Below are 16,029 nucleotides of genomic sequence, written 5' to 3'. Positions count from 1 at the left end.
GCAGCGCGACGTCCGGGATCGTAGCGCTGGCTGGATCGCTTCGCTTCGCTCGCGAAGACGGTGAGATCGAGCAGCGCAAGACCTATCCCGCCTGGACGAGCCAGCACGCGGCGCGCAGGCGCACGGCGCCGCCCGCCGCGTGCCGCCGGAGGGCCTCCGCCACGGCCGCCTCGGCGCGCGCCCGGAGATCCGGCGCGGCCTCGCGGACGAGGTGGGAGCTCGGGCCGAGGTTCAGGGAGACGTGGGTGGCCGCCGCGGTCGCCGCCGCGTCGGTCTCGCCCTCCCCGACGACGATGTCGCGGTCGAGGGCGTCGCAGGCCACGCGGTCGAACCCGGCGCCGCGCAGGAGCGCGACGAGCGGGTCGGCCTCGGCGAAGCGGAACGGCCCCGGGGTGTCGGGCTGCGGCGGCGACGGCACCTCCGGCAGGAGCGGCAACACCGCGTCGCGCGGCACGCGTACCCACAGATTGTCGGAGAGGGCCCGCCAGCACAGGAAGGTCATCCGGCCGCCCGGCCCGAGCATCCGGCGCACGTTGGCGAAGGCGCGGGCGGAATCCGCGAAGAACATCACGCCGAACCGCGACACGACCCGGTCGAACCGGCCGAGATCGGCCGCCTCGACATCGGCCTCGACGAACCGGATCGGGGCGGCCCCGGGCGGCTCCGCCTCGGCGCGATCCCGTCCCACGGCGAGGAGGGGCGCCGAGATGTCGGCGCCCGTCACACCGCCGCCGGGCCCGACCCGGCGCGCGGCCTCCAGGGTCGTGGCGCCCGCGCCGCAGCCGATGTCGAGCACCGTCTCGCCCGGGACGAGCCGCGCGCCGGCGAAGAGCGCCTCCGTCAGCGGGACGAACATCGCGTCGAGGACGGCCTGATTGCGTGCCCAGCGCGTCCCGACCTCGCCGTTCCAGTACTCGGCCTGGGTGATGCCGCCCGCCATGTTGCCCCCGTCAGGCCGTCGTCGCCGATACCGACAGTTCCGGCTTGTGGTTGAGGGTCTGGAAGACCACGCAGTAGCGCTCGGTCAGCTTCAGGAGCTGCGCGAGCTTGTCCTCCGGCGCGTCGGTGTCGAGCTCGAAGAATAGGCGGATGCTGCGGAAGCCCACCGGCGCCTCCTTGTCGACCCCGAGGGTGCCGCGGAAGTCGAGGTCGCCCTCGGCGCTGACCGTGCCAGCGCGCAGCGGGATCTCCAGGGCGGTCGCCACCGCCTTGAGCGTCACGCCCGCGCAGGCGACCAGCGCCTCCAGCAGCATGTCGCCCGAGCACAGCTCCGCGCCCGAACCGCCCGTGGCCGGATGCAGCCCGGCCTCCGCGATGGCGCGGCCCGTCTCGACCTTGCAGGCGATCTTGGTGTCGTCCAGCGTACCCCTGGCCTTCAAGGTGATGACCGCCGCGTCCGGCGCGGTGCGGTACTTGTCCTTGATCGGAGCCTGGAGGGCTCGCAGCGCGGTGGCGTCCATGGCGTCGTCCTCTCGATGATGTCGCCCGACCCCGGGCGGCCGGATCGGGTTCTTGATGCGCGAAACGCCTTAGCAGGTTGTCGCGAAGCCCTCACCGCCTTTGCGAGCGCAGCGAAGCAATCCAGTGTGGCGCCACGATCTCAGAGGTCGCGCTGCCCGGGATTGCTTCGCTCCGCTCGCGAAGACGAACGGTGTCCGCAGCCGCTTGGTCGGTCAGCAGATATGGAGATCGGCGCGATGGCCGGGAAGCGCCCGCGCTCAACCGATCAGGGCCGCCAAAGCCTCGGCGAGACCATCGACCTGCGCCGCGTCGTGAGCCGCCGAGAAGGCGACCCGCAGCCGCGCCGTCCCGGCCGGCACGGTCGGCGGGCGGATCGCCACCACGAGGTAGCCCTGCGCCTCCAACGCCGCCGAGATGTCGAGCGCTCTATGCGCCTCGCCGACCAGCACCGGCACGACCGCGCTCTCGGCTTCCGGCAGGCCCAGGCGGGCGGTGAAGCGCCGGGCCAGGGCGAGCGGCCGGGCCCGGCGCTCGGGCTCCGCCTCCAGGATCGCCAGCGCCTCCAGGGCGGCGGCGGCCGAGGCCGGGGGCAGGCCGGTGGTGTAGACGAAGCTGCGGGCGCGGCTCGTCATCAGGTCGACGACCGGGCGCGAGGCGCAGAGATAGCCGCCGTACGAGCCGAGCGCCTTCGACAGGGTGCCCATCTCCAGCGGCGCGCGCGGTCCGTCCTCGACCACGCCGATGCCGTGGGCATCGTCCACCAGCGTCCAGGCGTCGAAGGTTTCGGCGATGCCCAGGATGTCGCCGAGCGGCGCCCGGTCGCCGTCCATGCTGAACACCCGCTCGGTCAGCACGAGGGCGCGCCCGTGGTGGGGCCGATGCTCGGCGAGCCGCGCCGCGAGGTCGCCGGGATCGTTGTGGCGGAAGGTCAGGACCCGCGCCCCCGAGAGCCGCGCGCCCGCCCACATGCAGGCGTGGGACAGTTCGTCCAGCAGGACGAGGTCGCCGCGCCCGGCGAGCGCCGGGGTGATGCCGAGATTGGCGAGGTAGCCGCTGCCGAAGACCAGGGCGGCCTCCGTGCCCTTGTGGCGGGCGAGGCCTGCCTCCAGCGCGCCGAGATAGGGATGGTCGCCGGTCACGAGCCGCGACCCGCCCGCCCCCGCGCCGTGGGACGCCACGGCAGCCTGAGCCGCCGCGATCACCCGCGGGTGGTGCGAGAGGCCGAGGTAATCGTTGCACGAGAAGGAGACGAGCGCCCGCCCCCGCCGCGCCGCCGCGGCGCCGGAGCCGCGCTCCGTCGGCACCAGCTTCCGGCGGAGGCTGCCGGCCTCGAGGGCGTCGAGTTTCCCGGTGGCGAAGGCGTCGAGGCTGTCCATGGGGACGGGGATGGGCGGTGCCGCGCCGGCAAAGTCAAGCGGCGGGTGCCGGACCCTTGACCCTCGTCCGAGGCCCTACCATGCCGGACGCATGACCCTCGCAACGCCCGCAGGCCAACTCTGGCGGCCCTACACGCAGATGCGCCTCGCGGCGCCGCCCCTGGAGGCGGTCGCGACCCAGGGCACCCGCATCCGCCTCGCCGACGGACGCGAGCTCGTGGACGGCATCGCCTCCTGGTGGACCGCGGTGCACGGCTACAATCACCCGCACATAGCGGGCGCGGTGGCCGAGCAGCTCGCGCGCATGCCCCACGTGATGTTCGGCGGCCTCACCCACGCGCCGGCGGAGGCCCTGGCCCGGCGGCTCGCCGCCCTGCTGCCGGGCGATCTCGACCACGTCTTCCTCAGCGATTCGGGCTCGGTCGCCGTGGAGGTCGCGCTCAAGATGGCGGCGCAGATGTGGATCAACCGCGGGGTGAGCGGGCGGACGAAGGTCCTCGCGTTCCGCGGCGGCTACCACGGCGACACGATGGGGGCGATGTCGGTCTGCGACCCCGAGGAGGGCATGCACCGCCGCTTCGGGGCCTACCTGCCGCGCCAGATCTTCTGCGACCTGCCGCGGAGCGCCGCCGAGACCGCGGCGCTCGACGCGGCCCTCGCGGCCCATCGCGACATCCTGGCGGCGGTGATCGTCGAGCCGCTGGTCCAGGGTGCCGGCGGGATGCGGACGCACCCGCCGGAGGTGCTGGCGACGGTCGCCGGGCTGGCGCGCCGGCACGGGCTGCCGCTCATCGCCGACGAGATCTTCACCGGCTTCGGGCGCACCGGCAGCCTGTTCGCCTGCGAGCAGGCGGGGATCGTCCCCGACATCCTGTGCCTGTCGAAGGCGCTCACGGGCGGCACGATGGCGCTCGCCGCCACGATCGCCCGCACGGAGGTGTTCGCGGCGTTCTGGTCCGAGGATCCGGCGGCGGCGCTGATGCACGGCCCGACCTTCATGGCCAACCCCCTCGCCTGCGCGGCGGCCAATGCCAGTCTCGACCTGTTCGAGACCGAGCCGCGTCTGGCCCAGGCCGGCGCCATTGCGGAGCGCCTCGCCGCGGGGCTGGAGCCGCTGCGGCGCGTGTCCGGCGTGGCGGATGTCCGGGTCCTCGGGGCCATCGGGGCGGTCCAGTTCGCGCGGGCGCCCGATCTGGCCGTCCTGAAGGCGGAACTGCTCGCCCGCGGCGTCTGGGTGCGGCCGTTCGGCGACATCGTCTATCTCACCCCCGCCCTCACGATCGGCGCGGCGGATCTCGACCGGCTGATCGAGGCGGTCGCCGCGGTGGTGACCGACATGGCGCCGGCATCGACATGACGCCTGCGCGTTCCACATTCCCGTGACCAGCGCCGGCGCCCGCCTGCAACCCGGGACCGTTTCTGCCGTTGGGCCTACGACTGGAGATGCGTGCGGCGGCCCGCGCGGCCGGGCGCTGCTGAAGGGAGTACACAGTGGCGAGCGAGCAGACGGGTTCGAGCGGCGATCGGCCGGTAATCCTCCTCGTCGAGGACGAGGCGCTGACGATCATGGACCTCGGGGACGTGCTGGAGGAAGGCGGCTACGACACCGTCCAGTGCGCCTCCGCCGAGCGGGCGCTCAGCATCCTGCAGGCGCGTCCGGACATTTGCGGGCTGGTCACGGACGTGCAGCTCTCGGGAAAGACCGACGGTTTCGACCTCGCGAGTTCCGTGGCCGAGGCGCGGCCGCAATTGCCGATCCTGATCGTGTCCGGGCGCGCGGCCCCGGACCCGGCCCGCATGCCGAAACATGCCGAGTTCATCGCCCGTCCCTGCACCGGCGAGGACATCCTGGACCGTCTCCAGCGTCTCATGCACTGCTGAGCGCGCCTCCGCGTCACACCCGTCATCGCACCGTCACCGGTCGGCGCCACAGGGACCTGGGCGGCCGCTTGATGGGGGTGGACGGTGCAGATTCAGGATCGTCCGGCGGCCGCCGGCTCTAATTCGGGCGCTCCGGTGGGCGACAAGCAGAAGCGCGATCATCAGGACGGGGCCGCCGCCGTGCTCGGCCTCCCGTCCAAGAAGCTGAGGCCGCCCGGCGTGCGCAGCGTCGGCTGGGCCCTGGTCCAGGCAGCGCGCCTGCACCGGGCGCGGACCGGCGACCGCCTGGCCAAGCTCGGCCTGTTCGCCGGCCAGGAGCAGGTGGTTCAGGCGCTGGCCGCGGCCGGCACGATGACGATGGGCGATCTCGCCGCGCTGCTGCGCGTCCGGCCGCCCACCGCCTCCAAGACAGTGACGCGGCTCGCCGCCCTCGGCATCGTCGAGCGCCGGGCCGAGTCGGGCGACGGCCGCGTGGTCCGGGTCCAGCTCACGGAGGCCGGCATGGCCAAGGCCGAGGCCATCGAGCGGATCCAGGAGGAGGTCGAGGCCGAGCTGCTCGACCACCTCGACAAGACCGATCGCCGCCGCCTCCGGAAGCTCCTGCGGAAGGCGGCCCGCGGCCTCGCCGAGGCGGCCGGCGCCTCCGGTCAGACGACCGAGGCGGATGCCGAGATCGAGGCCGAGGACGAGGCCGAGGCGCTGGCGACCTGACCGCCGGCCTCAGGCCGCGCGGCGCCACGCCGGGAACGGGTCCGGCAGGCCGCGATAGGGTGCGGGATCGAACGGCTCCCGGTCCGCACCGGTCTCGATTAGGCAGGCGTCCAGCGCCGCCGTCAGCGCCGCCGCGTCCATGCCGGCGCCGATGAAGACCAGTTCCTGGCGCCGGTCGCCCCAGACCTCGCTCCAGACATCCTGGAGCCGCGCCTGGAACTCGGGCGCCTCCGGCCAGCGCCGCCGCGGCACGGCCGACCACCAGAACCCCATAGCCGAGACCCGGGCCACGGCGCCCGCGAGGGAGAACTCGCCGACCCAGTCCGGCCGGGTCGCGAGCCAGAAGTGGCCCTTCGCGCGGATCAGGCCCGGCCACGTGGCGTTGACGAAGGCGTTGAAGCGCTCCGGGTCGAAGGGCCGGCGAGCTCGGTAGACGAAGGAGGCGATGCCGTACTCCTCGGTCTCCGGCACGTGCTCGTGCGCGCCGTAGAGTTCCTTGAACCAGAGCGGGTGCTGCTGGGCCTTCTCCTCGTCGAACAGGCCGGTGTCGAGGATCGCGGCGAGCGGCGCGCGCCCGTGATCGGTCTCGAGGATCCGGGCATCGGCGTTCAGGCCGCGCACGACGGAGCGGACCAGCGCGAGGTGCTCGGCGGAGACGTCGTGCGCCTTGTTGATCACCACCACGTCGGCGAACTCGATCTGCTCCACGAGCAGGTCCACGAGCGTGCGCGTGTCCTCGGCGCCGGCGGTCTCGCCGCGCTCGCGCAGGAAGGCGGCCGAGCCGTAATCCTTGAGCAGGTTCACCGCGTCGACCACCGTGACCATCGTGTCGAGCCGCGCGAGATCCGAGAGCGAGCGGCCGGCCTCGTCGCGGAACGAGAAGGTCGAGGCGACCGGCAGCGGCTCGGCGATGCCGGTCCCCTCGATCAGCAGGTAGTCGAACCGCCCCGTCTCCGACAGCCGCCGGACCTCGGCGAGCAGATCGTCGCGCAGGGTGCAACAAATGCAGCCGTTGGTCATCTCGACCAGCGTCTCGTCGGTCCGGGACAGGTCGGCCCCGCCCGCACGGACCAAGTCGGCGTCGATGTTCACCTCGCTCATGTCGTTGACGATCACCGCGACGCGGCGGCCGTCGCGGTTGTTGAGCACGTGATTGAGCAGGGTCGTCTTCCCGGCTCCGAGGAAGCCGGACAGGACGGTGACGGGAAGGCGGGTGTCGTGCTGGGTCATGTCATGATCAAAATGTTATAACATTTCAAAGTCAACCTGTTTCAAGGAGCTGGACGGGAGCGCAGGCCAAGCCGCTGTTGCAACGATGTAACGTTTCTCCGCGGTGTCCGGCGCGCTTGGGATTAACGCTTGCACCGAAGCGACGCGCCGCAACAATGAAACGATATAACACTGTGTGAGTCTCGATGCTTCCCTCGCGCCGCTTCGGTTTCCTCGCCAGCACGGTCCTGTCCTCGACCGTCTGCGTCGGCCTCCTGACACCGTCCGCCGTGCGGGCGCAGCAGGCCGTCGCCCTCGACGAGCTCAGCGTCACCAGCCCGAGCCCGATCCAGCCGTCGCGCGGCGCGGTCGCGGCGGATGCCGCCGTGCCGATCGGCGTCCTGCCGGTGGCGACCAACACGTTCTCACCGGTGACGGTGGTGACCCAGGACCAGATCGCGCGCGACCAGCCGCGGACCCTGGGTGACGCCCTGTTCGACAGGCCGGGCATCTCGGGCACGACCTACGCGCCGGGGGCAGCGTCCCGGCCGATCATCCGCGGCCTCGACAATGCCCGGGTGCGGATCCAGGAGAACGGCATCGTCAACGGCGGCGTGTCCGACCTCGGCGAGGACCACGCCGTGCCGGTCAACCCGCTGGTCGCCGACCGGATCGAGGTGATCCGCGGCCCCGCGACCCTGCGCTACGGCTCGGGGGCCATCGGCGGCGTCGTCTCGGCCGACAACAACCGGGTGCCGACCTTCATCCCGGCGAACGGGGTGCAGGGCCAAGTCACCAGCGGCTTCTCCAGCGTGGATAACGGCCGCCTCGGCGCCGCCACGGTGGATGCCGGCGGCGACGGCATCGCGGTCCACGCCGACGGCTTCAGGACCGCGAACGACAGCTACGCGATCCCCGGCGGGATCCAGCGCAACTCCTACAACGAGTCGCAGGGCGGCGCGGTCGGCATCTCGGCGATCGGCGACCGCGGCTTCGTGGGCATCTCCTTCAGCCACTACGACGCGGTCTACGCGATCCCCGGCGGCGTCGCCGAGCAGGACCGGACCCGCCTGACCCCGAACCAGGACCGAGTCCTGTCGCGGGGCGAGTACCGCCCGCTCGACGGGCCCTTCGAGGTGATCCGCTACTGGGCGGGCTACTCGGTCTACCGTCACAACGAGGTCGGGATCGGCGACGACGGGATCGAGGGCGTCCAGGCGATCTTCAAGAACCGCGAGGCCGAGGGGCGCCTGGAACTCCAGCACGTCCCGGTCTTCACCCCGTTCGGCAAGCTCACCGGCGCGCTCGGCTTCCAGTCGGACCGGCGCGTGATCAACACGCAGCTCGAATCGTTCCTGCCGAAGACGGAGTCGCGCGCGAACGCGGTCTACCTGTTCGAGGAGCTGGAACTGCGTCCGGGCACGCGGCTGCAGGCGGCCGGGCGCTACGAGGTCGACCGGCTGTCGAGCACGGCGGCCCAGTTCCCCTCCGACTACGTGCCGGTCGACGGCCAGGAGCCGTTCCAGTACGCGCGGACCCGGCGCTTCGCCCCGAAGAGCGCCAGCATCGGCGCCCTGCAGGACCTGCCCTACGGCTTCGTGGCGAGCCTCACCGGCTCCTACGTCGAGCGCGGGCCCACGGGCTACGAGCTGTTCTCGCAGGGCCCGCACGACGCCACCGCGACCTTCGAGATCGGCAACCCGAATCTCAAGAAGGAGCGCGCCCGGACCGTCGAGGCCAGCATCCGGCGGGCCGAGGGGCCGTTCCGCCTCGACGCCACCGGCTACTTCACGCGCTACACCGGCTTCATCTACCGGAACTACACGGGCCTGACCTGCGACGACGATTTCGCGTCCTGCGGCGTCGGCACCGACAACCGGCAGATCGTCTACCAGCAGCAGAACGCGACCTTCTACGGCGCCGAGATCATCGGCCAGTACGACCTCGTGCCGGTGGGCAACGGCTTCGCCGGCGTCGAGGCGCAGTTCGACTTCGTCCGCGCCCAGTTCGACAACGGCGCGAACGTGCCGCGCATCCCGCCCTACCGGCTCGGCGGCGGCGTCTACCTGCGGGCCGACGGGTGGTTCGCGCGGGTGAACCTGCTCCACGCCTTCAGCCACGACGCCACGGCCGTGTACGAGACGCCGACCCCCGGCTACGACGACCTGCGCGCCGAGCTGAGCTACACCAAGGCCGTCGATCCCGCGGTCTACGGGGCGAGCGCGATCACCCTCGGCGTCCAGGGCCGCAACCTCCTGAACGACGACATCCGCAACTCGACCTCGTTCAAGAAGGACGAGATCCTGCTGCCGGGGCGGAACGTGCGGCTGTTCCTGACCGCGCGGTTCTGAGGGCCGCGTCGGTCATCGAGGTTTCGGAGCCGGCTGGCCGCGGCGCAGCCTGCGCCAGCCCGCGACGATCCCCGTCACGGCGATCCCGGCCGCCAGGAGGTTGAGGATCCACTGGGCCGCGTCGTGGAGCGGGCGGTTGCCTGTGAGCCCGGGCAGATCGAGGCGGTGCGCCGCGTCGAACAGCCAGCGGTTGATCCGGCCGGAGCGGTCCAGGCGCTGGAGGATGGTTCCGTCCCGGGGATCGACGTGGAGCCAGGTGGCGTCCGGGTCGCCGAACCGCAGGCGCAGCACCGGGAGCGGCCGCGGATCGGACCCGTGCGGGTACCAGTACAGGTCGTAGGCGCTCAGGCGCTCCGCCGCCCGCAACCCGCCGCCGGGCAGCGTCGGGGCCGCGGCACGCGCGATCGCGGCGGCATCGAGGGCCGCGCCGTCATCCGCGCGGCGCGCCGGGACGCCGGCCGGGCCGTCGGCGACGATCCACCATGCTCCGCCGATCGCGGCGAAGCGCAGCGCTCGCGTCCCGGGCCCCGCGAAGCCGCGCAGGGCCTCGGCGGTGAGGCCGAGGCCCTGCGGCTGTCCGGCATAGGCGGCGCGGATGGCGTCGGGCGCCGCGGTCGACGCGAACCAGCGGTTCGGGTTCATCGAGATCCAGCCGCTCAGGATGAAGGTGCTGAGTCCGATCCCGCCGGCGAGGCCGAACAGGTGGTGCCAGCGGGCGAGCCCGCGATAGGGCGTGACGGCCCCGCCCGCGTAGCGCCGCCGGAGGCGCAGGCGCCAGATCCCGATCGCCAGCCCGCTCAGCGCCCCCAGGGCGGCGAGGCCCGACAGCCACAGCAGGACCGTCCGCCACAGCTCCGCCCGGGCGCGCAGCGGCGTGAGGTAGATCCAGTGCGCCACGGCGCCGACCCAGTTCCAGGCCCGCTCGGACCGGGTCGTGTCGAGGGCGATCTCGCCGGTGACCCGCGAGACGTAGAGTTCGGTCCCCGCCGGGTCGTCGAGGGCGACCTTCAGGAAGGGGCGGAGCGGGTCGTACCGGGCCGTGACGGTCCACTGGTCGCGCTCGACCGGCTCGACGCGCGCCTCCAGCGTCCCCTCCCCCGCGAGACGCCGCGCGTCTTCCGGCGTCACCGGCCCGAGGCGCGCGCCGGTCCGCGCCGAGACCGTGGCCCGGCCGCCGTCGCGGTCGGCGATCCGGTAGATGGCCTCCCCGCCCCGCATCTCCAGGCCGAAGGCGGCCGGCACGCCGCCGAGGCCGCCGGCGCGGAGAGCGTCATCCGGCGAGACCATGATTTGGTCCCAGGCGATCGGGCCGAGCCGTGACAGGCGCTCGGCCGCGGTGAGCGCCGGGAACGGCACGTAGAGCATCACCAGCCCGGAACCGATCCACAGGGCGAAGAGCAGCCCCGCGGCGATTCCGGCCCAGCGGTGGAACAGGAGCAGCCAGCGCCGTCCCGCCTTGCCGAGCCGGCGCGGCAGGCTCACCACGTCACCGTGTAGGCGACCTCGACCGAGCGCGGGCGCCCGAGCAGCCAGTTGGTGCCGACCCCGTTCACGGCGTTGCCCGAGATCGCGTAGACCTTGTCGAACAGGTTGTAGACCCGCAGGGACAGGCGCGACTCCGCCGTGACCTGATGGTCGAGGACCACGTTGACGAGGTTGTAGGCCGGGCGACGCGCCGTGTTGCCGAAGTCGCTGTAGACCTGCCCGACGTTCTGCAGCCCGACCCGCGCGGTCCAGTCGCGGGCGACGTCCCAGGTCAGCCAGAGGTTGGCCACGCGCTCGGGCACGTCGATCGGCTGGTTGCCGGCATACGAGACCGTGGCGCCGCCCACCGTCTGGTCGAACCGGTCGTACTGCGCGTGGAGGAGCGCAAGGTTGCCGTCGAGGCGCCAGCCCGGCGCGAACCGCCAGCCCAGCGCCAGCTCGAAGCCCTGCGAGGACTGGCTCCCGACCTGCGTCGAGAGCGTCGGCTGGCCGGGGATCGCCGAGATCAGGTTGTCCTTGACGATCCGGTAGCCCGCCACGGTCCATTCCAGGGCGCCGTCGAAGGCCAGCCCCTTGGCGCCGATCTCGACCTGATCGCCGGTCGCGAGCTTGAAGCCGGCCAGCGACTGCGACAGCGTGATCAGGCTGTTCACCGGGTCGGTGGCGAAGCTGTACTGGGCGTAGAGCGCGCTGTCCGGCGTCGGGTTGTAGACGAGGCCGAACCGGTAGCCCAGCGCCCGGTAGGTCTTCTCGAACCGCGATCCGGTCTGCAGATCCTCGCGGTTCAGCGTCGGCACGTCGAGGCGCACGCCGGTGAGGAACGAGAGCTTGTCCGACAGGATCAGCCGGTCCTCGGCGAAGACCGAGGCCTGGCTCGTCTGCGTGGCGTAGGCCGGACGGGCCCGCCCGTTCTGCGGGAACAGGCCCGGATCGTAGCCGGTGAGCGGGACGCTCGTGGTCTGGTCGAAGTAGAAGTTGTTGGTGTGGCGGAAATCGATGTGGTTCACGTCGAAGCCGGCCACGAACTGGTTCGGCAACCCGAACAGGCTGCCCCGGAAGGTCGCGTCGAGGCGGTCTCCGACCTGCTCCTGGCTGTGGTAGATCTCCAGGTAGTCGCCCCGGTCCACGAGCCCGGTGCCGCGGTTGTAGCTGTACTGCTCGACGTCGAGCCAGTGGCGCCGGCTGGTGAGCCGGTAGGCGGTGTTGCGGATCGTGATGTCGGCCGAGGGGGACCACTCGGTCTTGAGCTGGGTCCAGTTGTCGGCCCAGGTGATCTTCGCGTCGCGGACGTTGTAGTTGTTGAACCGGATGAGATCCGGGATGCGTCCCTCGACGAGCGGCGTGCCCCAGTAGCGGGCCGGTTCCTGGTAGCCGAGATCGTGGCTCAGGGTGAAGGCGAGGTCGGCGCTCGGCCGGAACAGCAGGGCTGCGGAGACGGCGAGGTTGCGGAAATCGCCCTCCGGCCGCATCCAGCCGTCGGCGCGGTTGCCGCTGACGTTGAGGCGGTACGCGAAGGTGTCGCCGTACTCCGCCTGGCCCAGCGGGCCGCCGGAATCGAGGGCGAGCCGCGCGACCCCGTCGGTGCCGATGACCGCGCGGGCGGCGTTGATCGGCACGAAGACCGGCTTCTTGGGCACCACGTTGATGACGCCGCCGATGGCGCCGTCGCCGTACAGCACCGAGGACGGCCCGCGCAGCACCTCGATCCGCTCGACGTTCCACGTGTCGAACGGGAAGGTCACGGTATTGGCGCCGACGTAGAAGCGCGTGCCGTCGTAGAGTTGCTGGATCGAGTTCGGGCCGGCAAAGCCGCGGGACGTGAACGCGCCGTTGCCGTTGCCGGGCGCCGCGATGGTGGTGATGCCGGTCGCGTCCTGGGTCACGGCCTCGGCGATCGTGTCCTGGCCGCGGAGCCGCGCGGTCTCGCCCGACACGATGTCGAGGCTGGCCGGCGTCTCCAGCGGCGTCAGGCCGAGGCGGCTCGCGGTCCGGTCGGGCGTGCGCAGGTTGAGGCCGTTCGGCGGGAGGCGGCCCGGGTCACCGCCCGCGCCGGCGACGGACAGTTCGTCCAGGGTGACCGCGTCCTGGGCGGCGGTCGGACTGGCGAGGAGCGCGAGGAGAACGCCGCAGAGCGGGGCCCGCCCGCCGAGGCAGGAGCGATAGGTCGATGGAGACATGGGAGAAGCGGTCCGTGCACGGCGCGCGCCGGCCCCCGCGTCGTACAAGCATTGTAATAACATTACAATGCGACCGCTGTCCGGCAGCCTCTGCCTGCGCGGGCGCGCGACGGCGTCCTGCGACAGGGCTCGAGTGGTTCGGGACGGCGGAGACGGGCATGGGGAACGGCGTCGCGGGCGCGCTTGCTGTGGCACGTCACCGCGAACGAGGCCTCGGCGACCGCCTCCCCTCGGGACTGGCGGCGCCTCGACACCCGCCAGGACACCCCGCCCGGCGCGTTTCGCGTGTGACCACGGCTGACGGCAGGTCTCCTGGCTCGCGGGTCGCCGCCCTCGCACCGTCTTCCCGGGGTGACCCAGTGACGTGGTGGTGAAGGGCTCGCCGCTTACAGTTGCGGGGGCAGCCGCGGCTTCGGGGCGAGCCCCTCATCGCGTTCCCTTTTGATCCCCGAGGGGAACCGTCGCGCACAGCTTGGCCGCAGCGTGCCCGGGCGTCAACCGTATGTCCGGTTGTTGCCGTGGATCGGCGCGCGGCACGTCGGCCCGTTGCGGCCTCACCGACGGCGGGCTAGCCCGTGCGGGATGACGGTCTGGCGGCCCCCTGCGGAGATTCGCGTGAAGGCGCTGGGTCTGCCCCGGCGCGGCAACAGCCTGCTCGTGGCGGAGGTCCGCGCGGATGACGGGCGGCTGAAAGGCGTCCGGCCCCTCGGCGGCAGCGTCGCGTTCGGCGAGCGGGTCGAGGACGCCCTGATCCGGGAGTTCCGGGAGGAGCTCGGTGTCACCGTCTCGGTGCTCGGCGGCCCCCGCGTCATGGAGAACATCTTCACGCATGAGGGGCAGGTCGGTCACGAGGTGCTGTTCCTGTTCCCCGTCGCCCTGCCGCCGGGGCGGTTCGACGGGCAGGAGCGCTTCGTCTTCCACGAGGATTCCGGCACCGCTTGCGTGGCGCGGTGGTGCGATCTGGACGGGCTCGACGTGCCGGGCGGTCCGGATCTCTTCCCCGCCGGCCTGAAGGCCCCGCTCCGCGACGCGTGGGGTGCGGAGCCCTGACGGACCGAGCCGGTCCACCGCCTTTGCCGCTCGGCGCGGGCGATGCTACAGCCGGGCAATCCCATCGGTCCGGACGTCCGCGACGCCGCGGCCCACGCGCCCGGACGCTCCGTCCGACGCGAAGACGGGTGCCGGCGGAAGCATGACGACACGACCTCCCAAAAGTGGCGGGCCGAAGGGGCGCAAGCCTCAGGCCGGCAAGTTCAGCACCAGCAAGTTCAGGGGCGGCAAGGCCCAGGCCGACGGCCGCGCCCGCACGGGCCCGCGCACCAGCGCCCGCGACGCCGCCGAGCGCGCGGCCCGCAACCGCGGCGAGGATGCCGGCACCCGCGATCCCTGGGGTGCGCAGGCCGCTGCGGCCCCGGCGCCGGCCCGGCCGCCGAAGCCGCGCCGCGACGCCGCCGCACCGCGCGATGCCGCGGCGGGCAAGCCCGGCAGCCGGCCGCCGGCCAGGCGCTCGGCGGCCCCCTCCCCGGTCCTCGCCACCGCCCCTGCCCCCGCTTCTGCCCCCGCGCCGGGTCCGACCCGGCGCGAGCAGCGCGCTGCCGCCTCCGCGACCCTCGCCTCCGGCGTGCAGACCCTGACCGTCGAGCCGGACGAGGCCGGGATGCGGATCGACCGCTTCCTCACCGCCCGCTTCCCGCTCCTGCCCTTCACCCGCGTGCAGACCATCGTCCGCAAGGGCGAGTTGCGGGTCGACGGCAAGCGCGCCAAGCCGAACGACCGGCTGGAGCCGGGCATGAGCGTGCGCGTGCCGCCGCTGCGCCTCGACCAGCCCACCGAGCGGCCGCGCAGCGCCGCCCGCGAGCAGGACGACGCCGCCTTCATCCGGTCGCTGATCCTCTACGAGGATGCCGACATGATGATCCTCAACAAGCCCTTCGGCCTCGCGGTCCAGGGCGGTTCGGGGACGGTCCGGCACGTGGACGGCCTGCTCGCCGCCCTCACGGGTCCGGACGGCCAGAAGCCGCGCCTCGTTCACCGGCTGGACAAGGACACGGCCGGGTGCCTGATCATCGCCAAGACCCGGCTCGCCGCCGCGACGCTGGCCAAGAGCTTCCGGTCCCGGGCGGCGCGGAAGATCTACTGGGCGCTCACCGCGGGCGTGCCGCGGGTCCGGCAGGGACGCGTCTCGACCTACCTCGCCAAGGAGGAGCCCACCGACGCCGACGCGCGGATGCGCGTCGCCAAGCACGGCGACGAGGGCGCGAGCCACGCGCTGACCTACTACGCGATGGTCGATCAGGCCGCCCAGAAGCTGTCCTGGCTGTCGTTCAAGCCGGTCACCGGCCGCACGCACCAGCTGCGCGCCCACGCGGCCCATATCGGCCACCCGATCGTGGGCGACCCGAAATACTTCTCGGTCGAGAACTGGGAGCTGCCGGGCGGCATCCAGAACCGCCTCCACCTGCTCGCCCGGCGGATCGTCATCCCGCACCCGCGGACCGGCAAGCCGATCGACGTGAGCGCGCCGCTCCCGCCGCACATGGCCCAGAGCTGGAACCTCCTGGGCTTCGACGCCGCCCGCTACGACCCGATCGTCGAGGCTCCGGAGGCCTGAGCCCGCAGCCAGGGCACGATCGCGTCGGCGAGGGCGTCCGGGGCCTCGAACGGCAGCATGTGTCCCGACCCGTCGATCACCGTCAGGGTCGCGCCCGGGATGCCGTCGCGGAGTTCCCTTGCCTCGTCGAGGCTCCGCAGGGCGTCCTGAGCCGCCGCCACGACCAGGGTCGGGCAGCCGATCGCGCCGAGGCGGTCGCGGTCTGATTCCCGCGCCCGCCTGGCCTGGCGCAGGAAGACCTCCCCGCCGAGCCGGTCGCCCATCTGCCGGATCCGGGTCAGGAGGGCCCCGTCGCCGGCCCGGTCCGGGTGCACCGACTGGAGGATCGCCGCGCGGCTGAGACCCCGGTAGCCCTGCTGGCGGATATGGGCGATTGCGGCGGCCTTCCGGCGCGCCTGGGCGGGCGTGTCGGCGCGCGACGAGGTCGCGACGAGGACGAGCGCCTCCACACGGTCCGGTTCCAGCCGCGCCACCGCGCGGGCGACGTAGCCGCCCATGGAGAAGCCGACGAGCCCGAAGAGCGCGGGCGCCTCCGCGGCGACGCGGCGCGCCATGTCGGCGATGGCGGCGTCGCGCGTGAGATCGCCGTGCGTGATCGGACCGACCTCGGCGAGGCGTCCGACGATGTCCGACCAGAGGTCGGTGTCGGTCATGAAGCCGGGCAGCAGCACGAGGTTCATCGCCGGATCACCCTTCCTGTCACCGCACTAACCCTCCCGCGAGCGCCCTGTCGCGCCGCGGCATCCCGGTGAAACCGGGGTACCATC

13 protein-coding genes and 1 riboswitch are annotated in these 16,029 nt (G+C 72.7%); of the genes, 6 read left to right on the top strand and 7 right to left on the bottom strand.

The window, feature by feature from the left end; genetic code table 11:
• Nucleotides 1-82: 82 nt before the first annotated feature.
• The 3 genes from LOK46_RS04600 to LOK46_RS04590 all read right to left on the bottom strand — a co-directional run bounded on the left by LOK46_RS04600 (nt 83) and on the right by LOK46_RS04590 (nt 2,837).
• Nucleotides 83-940 carry a class I SAM-dependent methyltransferase gene (locus LOK46_RS04600; protein ID WP_273562696.1) on the bottom strand — a complete coding sequence of 286 codons (858 nt, stop codon included), beginning with the start codon at nt 938-940 and terminating at the stop codon, nt 83-85.
• Between the two features lie 10 nt (nt 941-950).
• Nucleotides 951-1,460 (bottom strand): OsmC family protein, encoded by a 510-nt coding sequence (locus tag LOK46_RS04595; protein WP_273562695.1) that lies wholly within the window; start codon nt 1,458-1,460, stop codon nt 951-953.
• A gap of 258 nt (nt 1,461-1,718) precedes the next feature.
• Nucleotides 1,719-2,837, bottom strand: coding sequence for an aminotransferase class I/II-fold pyridoxal phosphate-dependent enzyme (locus LOK46_RS04590; protein ID WP_273562694.1), 1,119 nt, complete (start codon nt 2,835-2,837; stop codon nt 1,719-1,721).
• Between the two features lie 91 nt (nt 2,838-2,928).
• On the opposite strand from LOK46_RS04590, the gene LOK46_RS04585 reads away from it, so the two are divergent.
• From LOK46_RS04585 to LOK46_RS04575, 3 genes are all read left to right on the top strand, one after another.
• Complete coding sequence (locus LOK46_RS04585) at nt 2,929-4,194, top strand: adenosylmethionine--8-amino-7-oxononanoate transaminase (protein ID WP_273562693.1); 1,266 nt, start codon at nt 2,929-2,931, stop codon at nt 4,192-4,194.
• Nucleotides 4,195-4,328: 134 nt separating this feature from the next.
• The gene (locus LOK46_RS04580) at nt 4,329-4,718 is read left to right on the top strand and encodes a response regulator (protein ID WP_012317867.1); all 390 of its coding nucleotides are present in this window, start codon (nt 4,329-4,331) and stop codon (nt 4,716-4,718) included.
• An 84-nt stretch (nt 4,719-4,802) separates the two neighbouring features.
• Nucleotides 4,803-5,429, top strand: a complete 627-nt coding sequence (locus LOK46_RS04575; RefSeq protein ID WP_443192864.1) for a MarR family winged helix-turn-helix transcriptional regulator — start codon at nt 4,803-4,805, stop codon at nt 5,427-5,429.
• Between the two features lie 9 nt (nt 5,430-5,438).
• Here the strand turns inward: LOK46_RS04575 and zigA are convergent, their stop codons facing one another.
• Complete coding sequence (gene zigA / locus LOK46_RS04570) at nt 5,439-6,659, bottom strand: zinc metallochaperone GTPase ZigA (protein ID WP_273562692.1); 1,221 nt, start codon at nt 6,657-6,659, stop codon at nt 5,439-5,441.
• 185 nt (nt 6,660-6,844) lie between these two features.
• Between zigA and LOK46_RS04565 the strand changes: the two genes are divergently transcribed.
• Nucleotides 6,845-8,989 carry a TonB-dependent receptor gene (locus LOK46_RS04565; RefSeq protein ID WP_273562691.1) on the top strand — a complete coding sequence of 715 codons (2,145 nt, stop codon included), beginning with the start codon at nt 6,845-6,847 and terminating at the stop codon, nt 8,987-8,989.
• A gap of 12 nt (nt 8,990-9,001) precedes the next feature.
• Here LOK46_RS04565 and LOK46_RS04560 read toward each other — a convergent pair whose 3' ends face one another.
• Together LOK46_RS04560 and LOK46_RS04555 are read right to left on the bottom strand one after the other, a co-directional pair.
• Nucleotides 9,002-10,474 carry a PepSY domain-containing protein gene (locus LOK46_RS04560; protein WP_273562690.1) on the bottom strand — a complete coding sequence of 491 codons (1,473 nt, stop codon included), beginning with the start codon at nt 10,472-10,474 and terminating at the stop codon, nt 9,002-9,004.
• Complete coding sequence (locus tag LOK46_RS04555) at nt 10,468-12,651, bottom strand: TonB-dependent receptor (RefSeq protein WP_273562689.1); 2,184 nt, start codon at nt 12,649-12,651, stop codon at nt 10,468-10,470. Before LOK46_RS04555 ends, LOK46_RS04560 begins: the two co-directional genes overlap by 7 nt.
• A gap of 285 nt (nt 12,652-12,936) precedes the next feature.
• Nucleotides 12,937-13,129, bottom strand: a riboswitch (cobalamin riboswitch).
• Nucleotides 13,130-13,266: 137 nt separating this feature from the next.
• On the opposite strand from LOK46_RS04555, the gene LOK46_RS04550 reads away from it, so the two are divergent.
• Nucleotides 13,267-13,701 (top strand): NUDIX hydrolase, encoded by a 435-nt coding sequence (locus LOK46_RS04550; protein ID WP_443192863.1) that lies wholly within the window; start codon nt 13,267-13,269, stop codon nt 13,699-13,701.
• 142 nt (nt 13,702-13,843) lie between these two features.
• Nucleotides 13,844-15,262 (top strand): RluA family pseudouridine synthase, encoded by a 1,419-nt coding sequence (locus LOK46_RS04545; protein ID WP_273562687.1) that lies wholly within the window; start codon nt 13,844-13,846, stop codon nt 15,260-15,262.
• Here LOK46_RS04545 and LOK46_RS04540 read toward each other — a convergent pair.
• A complete protein-coding gene (locus LOK46_RS04540; RefSeq protein WP_273562686.1) occupies nt 15,229-15,942 on the bottom strand; it encodes an alpha/beta fold hydrolase in 714 nt (237 codons plus the stop codon). The genes LOK46_RS04545 and LOK46_RS04540 overlap by 34 nt on opposite strands.
• Between the last annotated feature and the right edge of the window lie 87 nt (nt 15,943-16,029).

The organism is Methylobacterium sp. NMS14P, assembly GCF_028583545.1.
GTDB lineage: Bacteria > Pseudomonadota > Alphaproteobacteria > Rhizobiales > Beijerinckiaceae > Methylobacterium.
This window is presented reverse-complemented; position numbering and strand designations above follow the sequence as displayed.

What these genes read in the sequence shown, in the direction of transcription:
- LOK46_RS04600 (WP_273562696.1), bottom strand. Translation starts at nt 940, where the DNA reads ATGGCGGGCGGCATCACCCAGGCCGAGTACTGGAACGGCGAGGTCGGG.
- LOK46_RS04595 (WP_273562695.1), bottom strand. Translation starts at nt 1,460, where the DNA reads ATGGACGCCACCGCGCTGCGAGCCCTCCAGGCTCCGATCAAGGACAAG.
- LOK46_RS04590 (WP_273562694.1), bottom strand. Translation starts at nt 2,837, where the DNA reads ATGGACAGCCTCGACGCCTTCGCCACCGGGAAACTCGACGCCCTCGAG.
- LOK46_RS04585 (WP_273562693.1), top strand. Translation starts at nt 2,929, where the DNA reads ATGACCCTCGCAACGCCCGCAGGCCAACTCTGGCGGCCCTACACGCAG.
- zigA (WP_273562692.1), bottom strand. Translation starts at nt 6,659, where the DNA reads ATGACCCAGCACGACACCCGCCTTCCCGTCACCGTCCTGTCCGGCTTC.
- LOK46_RS04565 (WP_273562691.1), top strand. Translation starts at nt 6,845, where the DNA reads ATGCTTCCCTCGCGCCGCTTCGGTTTCCTCGCCAGCACGGTCCTGTCC.
- LOK46_RS04555 (WP_273562689.1), bottom strand. Translation starts at nt 12,651, where the DNA reads ATGTCTCCATCGACCTATCGCTCCTGCCTCGGCGGGCGGGCCCCGCTC.
- LOK46_RS04545 (WP_273562687.1), top strand. Translation starts at nt 13,844, where the DNA reads ATGACGACACGACCTCCCAAAAGTGGCGGGCCGAAGGGGCGCAAGCCT.
- LOK46_RS04540 (WP_273562686.1), bottom strand. Translation starts at nt 15,942, where the DNA reads ATGAACCTCGTGCTGCTGCCCGGCTTCATGACCGACACCGACCTCTGG.